15 protein-coding genes are annotated in these 18,644 nt (G+C 33.4%); 10 read left to right on the top strand and 5 right to left on the bottom strand.

Features of this window, described 5'->3' with window-relative positions:
• Window positions 1–54: 54 nt before the first annotated feature.
• From H2650_RS02385 to panC, 5 genes are all read right to left on the bottom strand, one after another.
• Window positions 55–465: a hypothetical protein gene (locus H2650_RS02385; protein WP_188049154.1), complete on the bottom strand. Its 411-nt coding sequence runs from the start codon at window positions 463–465 to the stop codon at window positions 55–57.
• A gap of 226 nt (window positions 466–691) precedes the next feature.
• Entirely contained in the window at window positions 692–2,053 is a 1,362-nt protein-coding gene (gene radA, locus H2650_RS02380; protein ID WP_188049153.1) for a DNA repair protein RadA, read from the bottom strand.
• The gene (locus H2650_RS02375; RefSeq protein ID WP_188049152.1) at window positions 2,053–3,201 is read right to left on the bottom strand and encodes an alpha/beta hydrolase; all 1,149 of its coding nucleotides are present in this window, start codon (window positions 3,199–3,201) and stop codon (window positions 2,053–2,055) included. Before H2650_RS02375 ends, radA begins: the two co-directional genes overlap by 1 nt.
• Before the next feature lie 223 nt (window positions 3,202–3,424).
• Complete coding sequence (gene panD / locus H2650_RS02370) at window positions 3,425–3,775, bottom strand: aspartate 1-decarboxylase (protein WP_188049151.1); 351 nt, start codon at window positions 3,773–3,775, stop codon at window positions 3,425–3,427.
• 14 nt (window positions 3,776–3,789) lie between these two features.
• Window positions 3,790–4,638, bottom strand: a complete 849-nt coding sequence (panC, locus tag H2650_RS02365) for a pantoate--beta-alanine ligase (protein ID WP_188049150.1) — start codon at window positions 4,636–4,638, stop codon at window positions 3,790–3,792.
• Between the two features lie 108 nt (window positions 4,639–4,746).
• Between panC and H2650_RS02360 the strand changes: the two genes are divergently transcribed.
• From H2650_RS02360 to H2650_RS02315, 10 genes are all read left to right on the top strand, one after another.
• On the top strand, window positions 4,747–5,553 hold the full coding sequence (locus tag H2650_RS02360; protein WP_188049149.1) for a glycogen/starch synthase: 807 nt from the start codon (window positions 4,747–4,749) through the stop codon (window positions 5,551–5,553).
• A 20-nt stretch (window positions 5,554–5,573) separates the two neighbouring features.
• The gene (locus tag H2650_RS02355; RefSeq protein WP_188049148.1) at window positions 5,574–7,232 is read left to right on the top strand and encodes a DUF4270 domain-containing protein; all 1,659 of its coding nucleotides are present in this window, start codon (window positions 5,574–5,576) and stop codon (window positions 7,230–7,232) included.
• Between the two features lie 9 nt (window positions 7,233–7,241).
• On the top strand, window positions 7,242–9,089 hold the full coding sequence (gene glmS, locus H2650_RS02350; protein ID WP_188049147.1) for a glutamine--fructose-6-phosphate transaminase (isomerizing): 1,848 nt from the start codon (window positions 7,242–7,244) through the stop codon (window positions 9,087–9,089).
• Between the two features lie 349 nt (window positions 9,090–9,438).
• Window positions 9,439–12,252 carry a TonB-dependent receptor domain-containing protein gene (locus H2650_RS02345; protein ID WP_188049146.1) on the top strand — a complete coding sequence of 938 codons (2,814 nt, stop codon included), beginning with the start codon at window positions 9,439–9,441 and terminating at the stop codon, window positions 12,250–12,252.
• A 32-nt stretch (window positions 12,253–12,284) separates the two neighbouring features.
• A complete protein-coding gene (locus tag H2650_RS02340; protein WP_188049145.1) occupies window positions 12,285–13,847 on the top strand; it encodes a G-D-S-L family lipolytic protein in 1,563 nt (520 codons plus the stop codon).
• Window positions 13,848–14,110: 263 nt separating this feature from the next.
• Complete coding sequence (gene atpD / locus H2650_RS02335) at window positions 14,111–15,622, top strand: F0F1 ATP synthase subunit beta (protein ID WP_188049144.1); 1,512 nt, start codon at window positions 14,111–14,113, stop codon at window positions 15,620–15,622.
• Between the two features lie 47 nt (window positions 15,623–15,669).
• On the top strand, window positions 15,670–15,951 hold the full coding sequence (locus H2650_RS02330; RefSeq protein ID WP_188049143.1) for a F0F1 ATP synthase subunit epsilon: 282 nt from the start codon (window positions 15,670–15,672) through the stop codon (window positions 15,949–15,951).
• A gap of 269 nt (window positions 15,952–16,220) precedes the next feature.
• Window positions 16,221–17,360, top strand: a complete 1,140-nt coding sequence (locus H2650_RS02325) for an 8-amino-7-oxononanoate synthase (protein WP_188049142.1) — start codon at window positions 16,221–16,223, stop codon at window positions 17,358–17,360.
• A 162-nt stretch (window positions 17,361–17,522) separates the two neighbouring features.
• A complete protein-coding gene (locus tag H2650_RS02320) occupies window positions 17,523–17,717 on the top strand; it encodes a hypothetical protein (RefSeq protein ID WP_188049141.1) in 195 nt (64 codons plus the stop codon).
• A 56-nt stretch (window positions 17,718–17,773) separates the two neighbouring features.
• Complete coding sequence (locus tag H2650_RS02315) at window positions 17,774–18,643, top strand: TraB/GumN family protein (RefSeq protein WP_188049140.1); 870 nt, start codon at window positions 17,774–17,776, stop codon at window positions 18,641–18,643.
• The last annotated feature ends 1 nt before the right edge of the window (window position 18,644 follow it).

Below are 18,644 nucleotides of genomic sequence, written 5' to 3'. Positions count from 1 at the left end.
CAAAAAAGCCGCAACGTTTGATTGCGGCTTGCCTTTTTGATGAAATCAATTGGCTTATGGAGTATAAAAGTGCTTAACTTTTGCAATAATTTGTTTCAAAGTCATGTTCTCTGCTGCTTCAACAGCTTTTAATTTACCATTAAAAATTGACTTTTCTTCTTGGATTTTCTTTTCTAATTTAGTTTTTGTTTCTGCTGGACCAAAAATATAAATTTCGTCGCAATCTTTTATTGTTGCGCTAACTTCCTTAAGATACGCATTGGTTTGATGTTTTATTCTTTCGTCAAATGTGTTTTGAGAATCCATATGTTGGTTTCCAAAAAAACTACCTTTATCTCCTTCTTTATCGTGATAAACACGGTTTTCTAAATCAGACTGAAGTGTTGTTGTTTTTTCTATTCCTTCCTCTAGAATTACAATGATTGCTTTTGTGGAGTCAATCCAAATACCCGCTTGCTTTTTCATTACTTATTGCTTTATGAAATTAGATAATTTTTTCTTTAAAGAAATTATGAATCTAAAACTTTATAACAAGCGTTTGTTTATGAGAATGTACTTTTTTAAGTTGCGCTGCAAGTAAAGATTCGTTACATAAAGGTAAACTATTAAAATAAGTATTATTTGCTATTTAACATGTAAATAACTTATAATCAGCATTTAGGGTTTGTTTGGTATTTTTTTAGAATTAGTTTTATCCAAATAATTCTGCGGCTACATCCTCGATTTTTGCCACTAATCGAACTGTAATGCCACTATTTTTAAGTGCTATTTTATTGTATTTAGAAACAAAAATGGTCGAAAATCCTAACTTCTCTGCTTCCTGAATGCGTTGATCTACTCGGTTCACCGGACGTATCTCACCAGAAAGCCCCACTTCTCCAGCAAAACAGAAATCTTTATTAACAGCAATATCTTCATTTGAGGATAAAATAGCAGCAACAACGGCCAAATCGATAGCAGGATCATTTACAGAAATTCCGCCGGTTACATTCAAAAATACATCTTTGGCACCCAATCTAAAACCGGCTCTTTTTTCCAAAACGGCCAAAATCATGTTTAGTCTTTTGGCGTTATAACCAGTGGTGCTGCGTTGCGGTGTTCCGTAAACTGCCGTGCTTACTAAAGCTTGAATTTCTATCATCAAAGGACGCATTCCTTCAAGTGTTGACGCAATTGCTGTTCCAGAAAGTTGCTCGTCTTTGTGAGAAATTAATATTTCTGATGGATTAGAAACTTCACGCAAACCACTTCCTAGCATCTCATAAATTCCTATTTCGGCCGTCGATCCAAATCGGTTTTTTAAGGAACGGAGTATTCGGTACACATGGTTTCTATCGCCTTCAAACTGAAGAACCGTATCAACCATATGTTCCAATATTTTTGGGCCCGCGATCGTTCCATCTTTAGTGATATGTCCGATAAGTATCACTGGAATGTTAGTCTCTTTTGCAAATTTTATTAACTCTGCCGTAGTTTCTCTAATTTGAGAGATACTTCCAGCAGTAGATTCTATATAATCTGTATGTAAGGTTTGAATGGAATCGATAATTACTATTTCAGGCTGAATAGCTTCAATTTGCTTAAAGATATTTTGAGTTTTAGTTTCGGTTAGAATATAGCAATTGGCGCTGCTTGGAGTAATTCTTTCGGCACGCATTTTTATTTGTTTCTGACTTTCTTCTCCAGAAACATATAGTGTTTTATAAGGTAGTTTTAAGGAGATCTGAAGTAAAAGGGTACTTTTTCCAATGCCAGGTTCTCCGCCCAAAAGGATAAGCGAGCCCGGAACAATCCCGCCACCAAGAACTCGATTTAGTTCTGCGTCGGTAGTGTCCATTCTTATTTCTTGAGCAGAATCTATTTCATCAATTCGTAATGGTTTTGGAGCTTTACTATTCGCAGAACTCTCACTTTTCCAAGCAGTTTTTTCTTGCTTCTGAATAATTTCTTCGGCAATAGTATTCCACTCCTTACACGAATTGCATTGTCCTTGCCATTTGGCATATTGAGCGCCACAATTTTGGCAGAAAAAAGTTGTTTTTACTTTAGACATTATTTTTTGGGTATTTGACTTTTCATTAGGTCATAATTGTCAAGCATCATTTGTTTAGTTAAGTCGCTGATTTCTTCAGATTGTGAAGCACTCAAATAATATTTTGCTGCTTTTTTTGGATCTTCCATTTTCTCGAACATCAATGCTAATTCATAATCTCCTAGCATTGATTTAGGATAATACTTGTTGGCTACTTCTGCTAATTTATCCAATTCAGAATAAGCTTTATTTTTTATAATCGCTGCTTCTATTGCTTTAAAATCATTTAAACGAATAGGAAGTTTTATACCGGTATTTTTATACAAAACATCATATTTATTAACTAAATAATCTACATATCCACTTTCCAATACTACTATTTTTTCTGCATAATCAGTAGATGTGATGGGTCTGTAATTTTGAAAAATATGATACAACGCATTTGGAATTGAAGGTAAAACCATCGAATAATGAGAAGCTCCTTTTATTACATCTAATTTATAATTTAATTGCGGATTAGTAACTAGTTTTATACTTGCGTCTAACTCTTGTACGGATTTTTGTATTTTCTTTAAATCTCCTTCGCCATACGATTGATAATAATAAATAGGTCTCTTAAGTTTTTTAAGTTGCTCTGGAATTCTGATTTCCATTTCTGTTGCTAATTCGGGGCTTAAAGAGATGTAAGCATCAAAAATAGGATTGTCTTTATAGAGGAAAAAGTTTAAGAAACCTGCTGTTATATCATGACCTGCAATGATACGGAAAGGTGCAACTGGATATTTTTTTTCAATAAAAGGCAGTAATTCTGCTCCTAGAAATTCAAAAAAACGTGCGCCTTCTCTAGTAGGAACGCCATCAACGGGATCGTAAAAGGAGTCATTAGTTCTTTCTCCATTTTTATTTTGGCTAATACCGATTACTATAGTTTCTGGTAAATCATCCCAATACGCTCCGTAATTCAGATCGCCATAAAAAGGATCAAACAAGTAATCTCCATCGAGTAAAATGACTAATGGATATTTTTTATTTGGGTTTTTCTCAAAAGAAGCGGGAAGACCAATTGTTATTTCTCGTTTGTTTTCTAAGACTTTAGAGTCAAATTCAATTATGGATTTTTGTGAAAATACAGAAACAGAAAAGAGTATTAATAGTATTGTTTTTTTCATAGTTTGTAAGATTTTGATCTTTTTTGATTGCTAGATTAGTGGTAGCAATATAATCTATTATTTTATTTTAATATAAAACTTATTGGGTATTCACAAAATGTCATTTCTAGGTTTTAGTTTTGCAAATAAAAGGCCACTGATTCTCTATTTTAAAGTATAAAATAGAGAATCAGTGGCTTGAATTTTAAACTGCTCTTATGAACTAAAGAGTTTTATCAGACTATTAGGTTAGCGAGTTATCCTTTTCATTTGGAAAAATAACCCATGGCTTGAATGTTTTAGCTTCTTCAAACTCCATAGTTGCGTAAGAGATGATAATGATTACATCATCTTTTTGAACTTTTCTAGCCGCTGGACCATTCAGAGTTATCGTTCCTGAATTTTTCTCTCCTTTTATAGCGTATGTTTCAAAGCGTTCGCCGTTATTAATATTTACAATAGAAACTTTCTCTCCCTCTATCATATTAGAAGCCTCTAATAATGCTTCGTCAATAGTAATACTACCGATATAATTAAGATCGGCACCGGTTACTTTAACACGATGAATTTTTGATTTTAAAACTTGAATTTGCATGGTACAAAAGTAAATTAATTTAATGAAATAGTATCTATTAGGCGAATGTTATTAACTAATACGGCAATAAAAGCTCTGTATTTTTTATTTTCTATTTTTTCTGTGCAAGACAAAAGGGTTTCTTCATCTGCTATTGTAAAATATTCTAATTCAAAATGAGCATCTTTTTTTAAATAATCGCTTACCCATTCAGAAATTTCCTTTGTGGTTTCTGTTTTAAACTTTTCTTTTACAGTACTCAGTATTTTATAGATTATAGCAGCATCTTCTCTTTCTTTATTGGATAAACGCTCATTTCTTGAGCTCATAGCAAGGTGATTCTCTTCTCTAAAAATAGGGCATCCAATGATTACTACTTTTAAACCATTTTTAGCGACCATTTTTTTTACAATTTGTAATTGCTGAAAATCTTTTTCTCCAAAATACGCTTTTGTGGGTGCTACAATTTCAAAAAGGCGTTTTACTATTGTGCCAACACCATCAAAATGTCCCGGTCTAAATTTACCTTCCATTTGGTTTTCTAAACCGTCGAAATCAAAGTTCTGTGAAACGACTTTTCCTTCGTAAATGTCGTCTACAGAAGGAGCGTATAATATAATTGAAGGATCTAAATCATCAAGTTTTTTTATATCGTCATCTAAAGTTCTAGGATATTTAGCTAAGTCTTCAGGGTTGTTAAATTGCGTTGGATTAACAAAAATACTTACCACTGTATTGTCGTTTTCCAATAATGATTGCCGCATTAAAGCCAAATGTCCTTGATGCAAAGCACCCATGGTTGGAACAAATCCAATAGTAGAATCAGGTGTTTTAATCGATTTCAAATGATCCATTAAAGTTGCTTTTCCGTAGAAAATAGGCATGGCAGTATTATTAAAATTAAATGCAAACTTACTATTTTAGTTAATAACTGCATAAATTTTTGTAATTTTGCTTGGTTTTTATTGCCAATAAATTAAGCAAATTATAATATGAAAGATAAGAGGATATTATATGTATCATCTGAAGTGGTACCTTATCTCGCTGAAAACGAGGTCTCTTTAATGTCTTATGACGTTCCTAAAATGATTAATGACCAAGGTGGACAGATACGAATTTTTATGCCTAGGTATGGAAATATTAACGAGAGAAGACACCAATTACACGAAGTAATTAGACTTTCGGGAATGAATTTGGTTGTAAATGACTTGGATATGCCATTGATTATTAAAGTAGCTTCTATTCCTAAAGAAAGAATTCAAGTTTATTTTATTGATAATGATGAATATTTTAAAAGAAAAGCAACTTTTACAGACGAAGAAGGTGTAATGTTCCCAGATAATGACGAACGTGCTATTTTCTTTGCAAAAGGTGTGGTTGAAACAGTTAAGAAACTGAATTGGGTTCCGGATATTATTCATGTTCATGGATGGATGGCGGCTATGTTGCCTATCTATATGAAGCATTTTTATAAAAACGAAGCTCTGTTTTCTGAAACTAAAATTGTTACTTCTGTTTATTCTCCCTCTTTTGAAGGGACTTTGAATATGGGAATGATTAATAAAGTAAAGTTTGATGGAGTTCCTGCAGAAGCAATTGCTGATCTAGAAGTGCCAAACTACGAAAACATCTTAAAAGCCTCTATTAGTCATTCTGATGCAGTTATTATTGCCTCAGATAACGTGCCTTCAAGTTTAACAAAATTTATAGAATCTTCGGGAAAACCTTTTTTACCTTTCGGCTCGAAAGATGCTTTCGCCGAAGCGTACACTAATTTCTATAGAGACCAAGTTCTTTAAATTAAACTTTTTTGATAAATATGTATAATAATTCTTTTTTTAAGAAAATTCTTTTAGTAGCGACTGTTTTTGTTTTGTTTTCCTGTGATAAAGATTACAATGAAGTTGGTGGCGATATAATTGGTGGAAATAATTTTGATTTAGCAAGTACCACATATAGTGTTTTAGGTTATAATCTAAAAACAGGTCCGATTCAATCTAACAATCTTGATGTAAATCCGTTAGGTATTTATAATAATCCTGTTTTTGGAGAAACAACTGCAAATTTTAATACGCAATTGGCTTTGTCTTCTTTTGTAACCTCAATTGGTGCTAGACCTTATGTAGAAAGTGTAGTTTTGACAGTTCCTTATTATATTGATGAAACTAAAACAAAAACCAATGCTAATGGCAGTCATGTTTATGTTCTAGATTCTATTTATGGTCCACAGATAGCTAAAATGAAATTAAGTGTCTATGAATCTGGATATTCTATGGTAAATCCGGGACCTATTACAGGATATCAGGAACAAACTTTTTTTACAGATCAAAATGATTTATTTGATACTAAAAAAGAACCAACTGTATTAAATGATAGTGATGATGATTCTCAGAATAATGAATTTTTCTTTGATTCCTCCGAAGATGTTGTAGACGTCAAAGATTCTTTGACAGGTGTAAAAACTACAAAATATATTGCACCGGCAATGAATTTGAATTTAAACAAAGCCTATTTTAAAACTAAAATTTTAGACGCTATCAGTTCAGGTAAATTGGCCTCTAATGAAGCTTTTAGAAATCATTTTAAAGGGCTTTATTTTAAAGTTGAGAAATCAGGATCTAGCGCAGGAAATTTAGCCATGCTTAATTTTAAAGCAGGTAAAATAACAATTACCTATAATCAAGATTTGGCTTCCACTACTGGTGGTGCTCCAACTCGTGAAAAGAAAACTATTGTTCTTAATATGTCTGGAAATACAGTAAGCTTACTGAAAAATGATTATACTGTTAGTGGATCTGCGTATAATAGTTTGCCTAGTGTTGGTGACAACGTTGCGGGAGATGAGCGTTTGTACTTAAAAGGGGGACAAGGTTCCGTTTCTGTTTTAGAATTGTTTGATAAAAAAGATATAAAGGGATATGATAGTAATGGCAATCTAACTTCTGGTCCAAACGGAGTTCCAGATGAATTAGATGATTTGAGAAATCCTGGTAAGGGTAAAAAAGTTTTAGTTAATGAAGCTAATTTAGTTTTTCACATCGATGCTAGTGCTATGACTGGTGCTGATGAACCACAGAGGGTTTATTTGTATGATTTTAAAAATAATCGTCCAATAATTGATTACTCTGATCCAACTTCTAATGTTAGTTTTCCTAAAAAATCTAAAGTAGTTTTTGGAGGACTTTTAAAATTGGATGCGACTACTAAAAGAGGTTCTACTTATAAAATTAGAATTACAAATCAAATTAGAAATTTGATAAACAATAAGGATTCTACTAATGTTAAATTAGGCTTAGTAGTTACTGAAAATATTGCAAATACTGTTTCATCTAAACTTAAAACGGCTAATTCTTTTATTTCACAAGCACCAAAAGCTTCTGTAATGAACCCTTTAGGGACCGTTTTATACAGCGGAAAATCTACCGTTCCAGATGAAAAAAGATTAAAATTGGAGATTTATTTTACAAAACCAAATTAAAAGAAATTTATGTGCGGAATCGTTGGATATATTGGATATAGAGAAGCTTATCCTATTGTAATAAAAGGATTAAAAAGACTTGAGTATAGAGGATATGATAGTGCTGGTGTCATGTTGTATGATGGTCTTGAAATGAAAGTTGCTAAAGCGAAAGGAAAGGTTTCAGATCTTGAAGAAAGAGCTGAAAAAGAAATCACGCTTAATGGTACTATTGGAATTGGTCATACACGTTGGGCTACGCATGGTGTTCCCAATGATGTTAATTCACATCCTCACATTTCAAATTCAGGTGATTTAGCTATTATACATAATGGAATTATTGAAAATTATGCACCTCTTAAAGCAGAATTAATAAAAAGAGGTTATGTGTTTCATTCTGATACTGACACTGAAGTTTTAGTTAATCTTATTGAAGAAGTTCAGAAAAAAGATAATTTGAAATTAGGAAAAGCAGTTCAGGTAGCTTTAAACCAAGTGGTTGGAGCGTATGCGATTGCTGTTTTTGATAAAAAAACACCTAATGAGATTGTTGCCGCACGTTTGGGTAGTCCTTTAGCAATTGGTATTGGTGAAGGAGAGTATTTTATCGCCTCTGATGCTTCGCCATTTATAGAATATACTTCAAATGCGGTATATCTTGAGGACGGAGAAATGGCAAATATTAGGTTACACAAACCTATGAAAGTGCGTAAAATTCAAGATGATTCTTTGGTTAACCCTACAATACAAGAGCTACAAATGAATTTGGAGCAAATTGAAAAAGGAGGTTACGACCATTTTATGTTGAAAGAAATTTATGAGCAACCTAGTGTCATTAAAGATACTTATAGAGGTCGTCTTCATGCCAATGAAGGTTTAATTCAAATGGCAGGTGTTGAAGATAATTTAGAGAAATTCTTAAACGCAGAAAGGATTATTATTGTTGCCTGTGGTACTTCATGGCATGCTGGCTTAGTAGCTGAATATATTTTTGAAGAATTTACTAGAATTCCTGTAGAGGTAGAGTATGCTTCTGAGTTTAGATATAGAAATCCAATCATAAATAGAAATGACGTTGTTATTGCTATTTCTCAATCAGGAGAAACGGCAGATACTATGGCTGCAATTAAACTAGCAAAAGAAAATGGAGCTTTTGTTTTTGGAGTTTGTAATGTAGTAGGGTCTTCTATTTCTAGAGAAACTCATGCGGGTGCTTACACGCATGCTGGTCCAGAAATAGGTGTTGCATCAACAAAAGCATTTACCACACAAATTACAGTTTTAACAATGATTGCCTTGCGTTTAGCAAAAGCAAAAGGGACTTTGTCAACTTCGGTTTTTCATGCTTATTTAAATGAGCTTGAAATTATTCCCGAAAAAGTTAAAGAAGCTTTAGAAACAAATGAAAAAGCAAAAGAAATTGCTGCTGTATTTAAAGATGCGCCTAATTGTTTGTATTTAGGAAGAGGTTATAATTTCCCTGTTGCTCTTGAAGGAGCACTTAAATTAAAAGAGATCTCTTATATTCATGCGGAAGGTTATCCTGCTGCAGAAATGAAACACGGTCCAATTGCATTGATTGATGAGCTTATGCCTGTTATTGTAATAGCGCCTAAACAAGGGCATTATGATAAAATCGTAAGTAATATTCAGGAAATTAAATCTAGAAGTGGAAAAATCATCGCTGTAGTAACGAAAGGGGATACTCAAGTTCGTGAATTGGCAGATTATATTATTGAAATTCCAGAAACATCGGATGCCTTGTCTCCTTTGATTACAACTATACCTTTGCAACTTTTATCTTATCACATAGCGGTAATGAGAGGCTGTAATGTAGATCAGCCTAGAAATTTAGCTAAATCGGTTACTGTAGAGTAATACGTTTTATATACTACTTATAATCAAGCCTTGAGGATTTTCTCAAGGCTTTTTTTTTGCTTAAAACTTTGATTTCTTTGTAAAAGAAACGTTAATTATGTTGGTTATATCACTTTTATCATATTTTTAAAAATTAATAATTTTTTTGATATATGTGTATTTTTTATATGCACGCATAGTGGTATTTTGCCGTTTTCATAGTATTCTCTAAAATAGAGGGTTAAAATTAATTGTATAATATGTATAAATGGTGTGAATTAACTATCAAAAATGAGATATTTAAACACTTTTTTTATTAATATAAAAAATATTTGTACTTTGGCGTGATAAACCAACAAATTATAACCAAATGAGAGTGTATTTACTTTTTTTGTCTTTGTTTTTTTGCAGTCTAACTTTTGCGCAAAATACAATTACAGGTTTTGTTACCGATAGTAACAACCAACCTATTCCTGGAGCCAATATTAAAGTCGTTGGTGATTCGTCAGGTACTGTCGCCGATTTTGATGGTTCTTTTAAGTTACAATCCTCAAAAAAACTTCCATTTGTCATTGAGGTAACTAGTGTTGGTTTTGGATCTAAAAAAGTTACTATTTCTTCGGCAAATCAAAAGGTTTCTGTTCAACTTTTAGATGAGGAAAACAAATTAGATGAAATTGTAGTGTCTGCTTCGAGAACTCCAGAAAGAGTAATTGAGTCGCCTGTTACTATCGAAAGAATGGGAATTGCAGATATAAAAAAATCAGCTTCTGCTACTTTTTATGAAGGACTGGAAAACTTGAAAGAAGTTCAAATGAATACGAGTAGTTTGACTTTTAAATCCATTAACACTAGAGGTTTTGCAACGGTAGCTAATACCCGTTTTATGCAATTAGTAGACGGAATGGATAACTCTTCGCCATTATTAAATTTCGTTTTAGGTAATATGATAGGTGTTTCTGAAATTGATGTTCAGAGCGTTGAGTTGTTGCCAGGTGCTTCTTCTGCTTTGTATGGTGCAAATGCCTTTAATGGTATTTTGTTTATGAATAGTAAAAGTCCTTTTACAAGTCAAGGAATTACCGCTTATGCGAAATATGGACAGACTGTTCAAAATGCGGCAGGAAGTAATGACTATGTTGATTACGGAATTAGAATTGCACATGCTTTTAGTCCAAAATTTGCTGCTAAAGCGAACTTTACTTATATGAGAGGTACGGATTGGTATGCTACTAATTATAAAGATAAAACAGTTGTAGGAAGAGATAGGAGTAATCCTAATTATGACGGGATAAATGTGTATGGTGATGAAGTGAGTACCAATTTAAAAGGAGTGGGGCAATCATTGGCAGCGTTAGGTTTAATTCCTGTTGGAGCTATAAATCTTTTGCCTGATTATAACGTGAGCAGAACAGGATACGATGAAACCAGCTTGACAGATAATAAAGCGAGTAATACCAAAATTGACTTTTCTCTTCATTACAAACCTTTTGAAAATGATTTCGAAATTATTTGGCAAAGTAAATTTGGTTACGGTAACGCGGTTTATCAAGGGGCTAATAGATATTACCTAAATGATTTTTTTATGCAACAACATAAATTAGAATTAAAAGGGAAAAACTTTTTTGTAAGAGGGTATACTACTAATGAAGATGGAGGAAAATCATACGATATGCTTTTTACAGGTATTAATGTAAACAGAGTTTGGAAAGATGATAAGACATGGTTTGGTCAGTATGCGGGTCAGTATGTAACATCTACATTAGGGGGCGCAACTCCAGAACAAGCGCATATCGCAGCAAGAAGTGTAGCAGATACCGGAAGGTTGATTCCTGGAACAGCTGCATTTAAAAGTGCATTTAATAGTGTAATTAGTGAAGCGAGTGTGCTTTCAGGTTCTAAGTTGGTTGACAATTCTAAAATTTACCACACTGATGTAAATTACAATTTTAAAGATTTAATTGATTTTGCAGAAATTCAAGTTGGTGGTTCATACAGAGAGTATGAGTTGAACTCTCATGGAAGAATTTATACCGATGCTAATGGCCCGATACATTATAATGATTATGGTGCATACACACAATTGACAAAAAAGTTATTAGATGATAGATTGAAATTTACGGGTTCTGTGCGTTACGATAAATCTAAAAATTTCGATGGTAATATTTCGCCTAGATTATCACTGGTTTATTCGGGTGGTGAAAACAAGAAGCATAACTTTAGAGCCTCTTATCAAACAGGTTTTAGAAATCCATCAACTCAAGATCAGTACATTGGTTTTAATGTAGGAAATGCAGTTTTATTAGGATCTGCCCCTGATAACTTAACCAGGTACAGTGAAACATTACCCGTTTCAACAGCTGTAGGACAGGCGTTTGCTGGATCGGCTAATGTAGTTGTTACTGGTCTAAATGCTTATAACAATTCTTATACTGCTTCTTCTGTTGCTGCTTTGAGCGCTTCTGGTAATCCTGCGGTATTGAAAAAAACAAACGTGAATTATGTGAAACCAGAACAAGTAAAGGCTTTTGAATTGGGTTATCGTTCTTTCTTGAATGGTGTTTCTGTTGATTTGAACGGATATTACAATATATACAATGATTTTATTGGTAATTTAAATGTAGTAGCGCCACTTTATGGAACAGCACAAGACGCTCCAAATCCTTTAGCAGGACCTATAAATGCTGGAACTCAATCTATACATGCGCTTCAAAATGGCAATTTCAGAGCTTATCAACTCTATACTAATACCGACGTTGAAATTAAATCAATGGGATTTGGTGTTGGTCTTTCTAAAAAAGTATATAAAGATTTTGAAGTAGGTGTGAACTATAATTATGCAGAATTCAAATTTGATCAAGCTAAAGATCCGAGTTTTGAAGCGGGTTTTAATACACCAAAACACAGAGTAAAAGCATCATTTGGAAACGAAAAATTATTCGATAATTTTGGTTTTAATGTAAGTGGAAGATGGAATAGTGAATATTTATGGCAATCTACGATGGTTGACGGCATGATCGATGCTGCTACTGTAATTGATGCTCAAATTAATTATAACATCCTCAAGTTAAAATCAACAATTAAGTTGGGTGCTTCGAATATTGGAGGTAAAGAATACACTCAGGTATTAGGAGCTGGATTAATAGGACAGCAATTTTTTGCGTCTTGGACAATCAATCCTTAAAAATCAGTCGTTAATAAAAAACACAGAAAAAAATGATAAAAAATTTAAAATGGCTACTATTAGTTTCTTTAAGCTTAGTAGCATGTAATAATAATGATGATGATGTGGTTTCGGCTGAAGCAACTGTAGTTCCAGGGTCAGCTAATTTTGCAAAATACGTTGCCTTAGGAGATTCCTTTGCTGCAGGTTATAGTGATGGTGCCCTTTTCATTAAGGGACAGCAGGGTTCTTACGTAAACGTTTTAGCTCAACAGTTTAAATTAGCGGGTGGAGGAGATTTTAAGACACCGCTTACTTCAGACAATAAAGGAGGATTGCTTCTTGGTGGAAATATTATAGCAGGAACCCGTTTGTATTTTAATGGTGTAGGACCGGTTGCTGTAAGTGGTAATCCTACTACAGAAGTGTCAACTCGTATTGTTGGTCCGTTTAATAATTTAGGAGTTCCAGGAGCTAAAAGTTATCATTTAATTGCGCCAGGTTACGGTAATGTAGCTGGAGTAGCCTCTGGAGCTGCAAATCCTTATTTTGCAAGATTTGCAACTACTTCTGGTGCAACGGTAGTTGGTGATGCTATGGTGCAAGCTCCTACTTTCTTTTCTTTATGGATAGGAGGAAATGATGTTTTGGGGTATGCTACCTCTGGTGGTGTTGGTGTAAATCAAACAGGTAATTTAAATCCAGGGACTTATGGAGGGAATGACATTACAGATCCTTCTGTGTTTGCAAGTGTCTATTCGGGTATGGTTAATAGTTTGACATCTAATGGCGCTAAAGGCGTAGTTGCTAATCTTCCTTATGTTAGTACGCTTCCTTATTTTACTACTGTTCCTTTTAATCCTTTAACTGCAAGTGTTTTAGGTGGAGGCAGTGTTCCGGTTGGTAACGCAACGATTGATGCGCTTAATGCACAACTATACGGCCCTTTGAAAAATGCATTGACATATTTGAATGCAGGTAGTAGGATTAATTTACTTTCAAAAACAGTTTCCAATCCGTTATTAATTAAGGATGAGTCATTGCCTAATTTATCAGCTCAATTAACTGCTGTTTTAACTGGTGATCTAGGACCTCAAACAGCAGCATTTTATGGAGCTATTTTTGGTCAGGCAAGACAAGCTACAGCTGCAGACTTAGTAGTTTTGCCTGTACAATCTGTTATTGGAACTGCTCCAACAGCTTTAGATTCAGGATTAGGTATGGCTCCTCCGTCTCCATTGAATAAGTTTGGAATTACATTTCCTCTTCAAGACAAACATGTTTTAATACCAGCTGAAGTTGCTGAAATCGTAGTAGCGACAGATGCTTATAATGTAACGATAAAAACAATTGCCGATGCAAAAGGGTTGGCTTTTGTGGACACGAAGACAATTATGAATCAATTGTCATCTGTAGGAATAGTTGGTAATGGATTTACAATGACTTCAACCTACGTAACGGGAGGTTCATTTTCTCTTGATGGTGTGCATCCAAGTCCAAGAGGTTATGCTTTAATCGCAAATTATTTTAGCGCAGCAATCAACACCAAATACGGTTCGACATTGCCAAAAGTTAATTTAGGATTGTATCCAATTTTATATCCAGCTTCATTATAGTAGGTTATCTGTAGTGTTTTTGCCTATACCACCCGTTTTTGTAACGTGGTGGTTTTTTTTATTTTAGAAATAGAAATGAACGGTTTTGTTATTTAAAATCTGTTTTTATGAAATGATTTAAATTTTCTTTTTTTTATAACAAAAAGATGTTGATTTTTTATTTTAAAAAATTATCTTTGCAAACTGAAAAAAGCATGTAATCGATACGTTTCGGTTGATACTAATTCATAAACCTAAATAGCTATTTAATAAATACATAAGTAATGTCAAAAGTAATAGGAAAAGTTGCCCAAATCATTGGACCAGTAGTTGACGTAGTTTTCAACGGTAAGGATGTTGAACTTCCAAAAATTTATGATTCGTTAGAAATCACAAAAAAAGATGGTACTTTATTGGTACTTGAAGTACAATCTCACATCGGTGAAAATACCGTACGTACCATTTCGATGGACTCAACAGATGGTTTGAGTAGAGGTTATGAAGTAGTTGGAACAGGAAATCCTATCCAAATGCCAGTTGGTGCTGATGTTTACGGACGTCTATTCAATGTGATTGGTGATGCAATTGATGGTTTAGGAAACTTGCCAAAAACAGGTGAAAACGGAATGTCTATTCACCGTCAAGCGCCACGTTTCGAAGATTTATCAACTTCATCTGAAGTTTTATTCACAGGTATTAAAGTAATCGATTTAATTGAGCCTTACTCAAAAGGAGGGAAAATTGGATTGTTTGGTGGTGCAGGTGTTGGTAAAACAGTATTGATTCAGGAATTGATTAACAATATTGCAAAAGGTCACGGTGGACTTTCTGTATTCGCAGGAGTAGGAGAAAGAACACGTGAAGGAAATGACTTGCTTCGTGAGATGTTAGAGTCAGGAATTATAAAATATGGTGATGAATTCATGCACTCTATGGAAAATGGAGGATGGGATTTATCTAAAGTGGATATGCCAGGAATGAGAGAGTCAAAAGCTACTTTCGTTTTCGGTCAAATGAATGAGCCTCCTGGAGCTCGTGCTCGTGTAGCACTTTCTGGATTATCTATCGCTGAGTATTTCCGTGATGGAGCAGGAACTGATCAAGGAAAAGACGTTTTGTTCTTCGTTGATAATATCTTCCGTTTTACACAAGCAGGATCAGAGGTTTCGGCACTTTTAGGTCGTATGCCATCTGCAGTAGGATACCAACCAACATTAGCAACAGAAATGGGTGCGATGCAAGAGCGTATTACTTCTACAAACAAAGGATCTATTACATCGGTACAAGCGGTTTACGTTCCTGCGGATGATTTAACTGACCCGGCGCCAGCAACTACATTTGCTCACCTTGATGCTACAACTGTATTGTCTCGTAAAATTGCTGAGTTAGGTATTTATCCTGCAGTTGATCCATTAGATTCAACTTCAAGAATTTTGACTCCACAAATTTTAGGTGATGAGCATTATGACTGTGCACAAAGAGTAAAAGAAATCCTTCAAAAATACAAACAATTGCAAGATATTATCGCAATTCTTGGTATGGAAGAATTATCTGAAGAAGATAAATTATCTGTTTCTAGAGCACGTCGTGTTCAACGTTTCTTATCTCAACCGTTCCACGTTGCTGAGCAATTTACAGGTTTAAAAGGTGTTTTAGTAGATATTAAAGATACTATCAAAGGATTTAACATGATCATTGATGGTGAATTAGATCACTTGCCAGAATCTGCTTTCAACCTTAAAGGAACTATTGAAGAAGCGATCGAAGCTGGAGAAAAAATGTTAGCAGAAGCATAATATTAAAAATGCTTAAAGCCTAAAGCTTAAAGCCTAAAGCAATAAAAATGATTTTAGAAATAGTATCACCAGAAGCAAAATTATTTTCAGCAGAAGTAACTTCGGTTACCTTACCTGGAATTGACGGAAGCTTTCAAATTTTGAATAATCACGCCCCTATAGTTTCAATTTTAGAACAAGGAGTGGTGAAAATTACAGCTTCTAATTTTACTTTTGCAAAAGAAGTAGCAAGTAAATTCACGAAGCTGGATGATCAAAACTATACATTAGCTATCAATTCAGGTACAATTGAAATGAAAGATAATAAAGTTATCGTTTTAGTTGACTAAGACGGTTTATAATTAGTATAAAAGCCAAACAGCAATGTTTGGCTTTTTTTTTATATAATTTTTACATTTATAATTTATTAGTTTTAAGAAATGATAGCAGCTTAAAATTGGGTTTTTAAATAATTATAATTGAATATTTAGTTGACTTTGCATTCCATTTCAAACTGAAATTATTTATTTGAAAGTAACTCTAATAAATCAAAATGTGTTAAAACTACTTCCTACTAAAATGCAATTCATTTGTTAGAACTTTAGTATTTTTACAAACTATGAAAAGATTTCCAAAATCACTATCTGATCGATTAACGCAGCGAATTGAATCAAATTCTCTTCGTAAACTAGGTATTCCTAATAATCTAATCGATTTTTCATCCAATGATTACCTTGGTTTAGCAAATTCAGAAATTGTTTTTAATCAAACCCATGAGTATTTGATTCAAAGTAATCTTAAAAAAAATGGTGCTACTGGTTCTAGATTACTTTCTGGAAATCATAAATTATATCTAGAGACAGAGGATTTTATAGCTCAATTTAATCAGTCAGAAGCAGCGTTAATTTTTAATTCGGGTTACGATGCCAATGTTGGTTTTTTTAGCGCTGTGCCGCAACGCAACGATATTATTTTATATGATGAGCTTTGTCATGCTTCGATTCGGGATGGTATTTTAATGTCAAACGCAAAAGCCTATAAATTCAATCATAATGATGTTGAAGATTTGGAGAAAATCATAGTGCGAAATCCCAATGCTACTCTTTATATTGTTACTGAATCCGTATTCTCTATGGATGGCGATTGTCCTAACATGGAAGAATTAGTAGCGCTGTCGGATAAATACAATTGTTTTTTAGTAATTGATGAAGCGCATGCATTAGGAGTTTTTGGAGAGAATGGCGAAGGATTGGTTCAGATGCTTGGATTGGAAAACCACATTTTTGCCAGGATTATGACTTTTGGAAAAGGTTTGGGTTGTCATGGAGCAGCAATTTTAGGATCAGAAGAATTAAAAAGTTATCTCGTTAATTTCGCTCGAAGTTTCATCTACACGACCGGACTTTCTCCGCACGCTGTTGCTGCAATTTTAGTTGCATATAGGTCTTTAGAAAGCGATAAAAAAAGCATTCTAGATTTAAAGCAAAACATCATCTATTTTAATCAACAGCTGGTTTTGATGGGTTTAAAACAGCTCTTTGTTCGCAGTAAATCAGCGATTCAAAGTGCCATTATTCCCGGGAATGAAAACGTAAAAAGGATTGCTGGTGAATTGCAAAAAAATGGTTTTGATGTCAAAGCCATATTGTCACCAACTGTTCCTGCTGGACAAGAGCGTTTGCGTTTTTGTTTGCATAGTTTTAATTCTAAAGAAGAGATCAAACAACTTTTAGAATTACTAGCAAAGATTGTTTTTTAAAACGATTCTTAGCTATGTTGGAACTTATCTATTAGCGATTTTTTCTATAAAATATATTCGCTAAGCCCTTTGTTTACGCCTTTATTAAAATAATTTATTCTTTTTTTGTAACGTTTCAATTGTTTGATTACTTACGAGTAGTAATCAAAAATAAATAGTTTTATGAAACCACAATCAATTACTTCAAAAGAAAATTTAGTTAGTTCCTTTTTTATTTTCTTAACCTCTATGGGACTTAGTTTTTCGTTAGTCAACCATTTTATATTACAAAAAGCGAACTTCTCGTTGCTCATTATAATGAGTTGTTTATTTGTAATTTCAGTAGCTTCTTGGCAACGTAAAAAATGGAGCAAATAATTTTAAGGAGTTTTAATCATCAAAAAAATCAATCAACAACTTAATCAATCACAATCATGAAAAATTTTTTTAAAGCAACTATTGTAGTTCTTACAATTTTAATTAGTACAATAAGTAATGCACAGCAAACAACTTCTTCTTCTACTTCTGAAAATTCTTTACTTTGGGAAATTACTGGTAATGGCTTAACGAAACCTTCCTATCTCTATGGAACGATTCATATGATATGTGCAGAAGATTATTTTCTATCTGAAAAAGTAAAAAAAGCTTTTGCAAATTCAGAGGAATTAATTTTAGAAATTAACTTATCAGATGCTAAAGAGATTCAAGACATGCAAAAAATGGCAATGGGCAAAGAGTCGTTAAACAAAATATTAAATCCTGATCAATTATTTAAATTAGATCAAATACTGAAAAATACGGCAGCTATGAACATTGACCAAGTGAATGGTTTTAGTTTAACCGCAGTAATGAGTTTGGTTAGCATGAAAGCCTTTGGTTGTAGTGATTTCAAGTTGTATGAAATGGAATTTATGAAATTAGCTAAAAAGAATAATATAGAAATCAAAGGTTTTGAAACGGTAAATTATCAGTTAGCCATCATTGATGGTGCTTATACAAACGACGAGATGATTGCGATGCTTGGAGAAATAACACAAAATAACATGTCAAAACTAGTGGATGACTATAAAAACGAAAACATAAGTTTGATGTATGATAAAATGGTAGATAAACAACAAATGAATCAACATACCAAAGAACAAATGCTAGACATTAGAAATCAAAATTGGGTAAAGATTTTGCCTAAACTAATGGATAAAAAGGCAGTTTTTGTGGCGGTTGGTGCCGCACATTTAGCAGGTGAATTTGGTGTAATTAATTTGCTTAGAAAAGCGGGATATGTTGTGAATCCAATAATGAAATAGT

The sequence above is a fragment of the Flavobacterium sp. GP15 genome, assembly GCF_014281985.1.
GTDB lineage: Bacteria > Bacteroidota > Bacteroidia > Flavobacteriales > Flavobacteriaceae > Flavobacterium > Flavobacterium pygoscelis.
The sequence above is the reverse complement of the archived record's forward strand: the minus strand, read 5'-3'. Positions and strand labels throughout refer to the sequence as shown.

Coding starts and splice junctions, on each gene's coding strand:
- H2650_RS02385 (WP_188049154.1), bottom strand. CDS start 465: ATGAAAAAGCAAGCGGGTATTTGGATTGACTCCACAAAAGCAATCATT.
- radA (WP_188049153.1), bottom strand. CDS start 2,053: ATGTCTAAAGTAAAAACAACTTTTTTCTGCCAAAATTGTGGCGCTCAA.
- H2650_RS02375 (WP_188049152.1), bottom strand. CDS start 3,201: ATGAAAAAAACAATACTATTAATACTCTTTTCTGTTTCTGTATTTTCA.
- panD (WP_188049151.1), bottom strand. CDS start 3,775: ATGCAAATTCAAGTTTTAAAATCAAAAATTCATCGTGTTAAAGTAACC.
- panC (WP_188049150.1), bottom strand. CDS start 4,638: ATGCCTATTTTCTACGGAAAAGCAACTTTAATGGATCATTTGAAATCG.
- H2650_RS02360 (WP_188049149.1), top strand. CDS start 4,747: ATGAAAGATAAGAGGATATTATATGTATCATCTGAAGTGGTACCTTAT.
- H2650_RS02355 (WP_188049148.1), top strand. CDS start 5,574: ATGTATAATAATTCTTTTTTTAAGAAAATTCTTTTAGTAGCGACTGTT.
- glmS (WP_188049147.1), top strand. CDS start 7,242: ATGTGCGGAATCGTTGGATATATTGGATATAGAGAAGCTTATCCTATT.
- H2650_RS02345 (WP_188049146.1), top strand. CDS start 9,439: ATGAGAGTGTATTTACTTTTTTTGTCTTTGTTTTTTTGCAGTCTAACT.
- H2650_RS02340 (WP_188049145.1), top strand. CDS start 12,285: ATGATAAAAAATTTAAAATGGCTACTATTAGTTTCTTTAAGCTTAGTA.
- atpD (WP_188049144.1), top strand. CDS start 14,111: ATGTCAAAAGTAATAGGAAAAGTTGCCCAAATCATTGGACCAGTAGTT.
- H2650_RS02330 (WP_188049143.1), top strand. CDS start 15,670: ATGATTTTAGAAATAGTATCACCAGAAGCAAAATTATTTTCAGCAGAA.
- H2650_RS02325 (WP_188049142.1), top strand. CDS start 16,221: ATGAAAAGATTTCCAAAATCACTATCTGATCGATTAACGCAGCGAATT.
- H2650_RS02320 (WP_188049141.1), top strand. CDS start 17,523: ATGAAACCACAATCAATTACTTCAAAAGAAAATTTAGTTAGTTCCTTT.
- H2650_RS02315 (WP_188049140.1), top strand. CDS start 17,774: ATGAAAAATTTTTTTAAAGCAACTATTGTAGTTCTTACAATTTTAATT.